The organism is Undibacterium sp. Ji50W, assembly GCF_049340445.1.
GTDB lineage: Bacteria > Pseudomonadota > Gammaproteobacteria > Burkholderiales > Burkholderiaceae_D > Undibacterium.
The window spans coordinates 1-341 of record NZ_JBMPOX010000080.1 but is presented as its reverse complement, the minus strand read 5'-3'; the positions used below and the strand labels follow the sequence as shown (position 1 = coordinate 341).

Here is a 341-nt window from a genome sequence, read left to right as displayed (position 1 = left end):
CCCCTTGGCAAGACCGGGTTCTCTGGCTTGACGTTGGACACGGCAGAGATGGTCGGTTGTTGCTGTACGGGTTGCTGTACCTGCACTTCCGGTGGCGGAATGAACGGTGGTGGCGGTGCCAGCAGTTTTGGTGGTGGCGGTGGTGGCGTATCCGGTGGTGGTGGCGGTGGCTTCACCTCTTCCACGATCTTGGTTTCCAGCGGTTTGATGACCACTTCCATGGCCTTGCGCGCCAGGCCCGATACCAGTGCATATACCACCAGCACGTGAAATAATATGACCAGCCCTAATCCGATAAATTTCTTTCCCGGCTCTTGCTGGCGATTTGAAAAATCCATTCC

Annotated in this window: 1 pseudogene; it reads right to left on the bottom strand. The window is 56.3% G+C overall.

The annotated features are described in order from the left end of the window. Positions 1-341: pseudogene (locus ACO0K9_RS28105) on the bottom strand (energy transducer TonB); the annotation flags it as partial.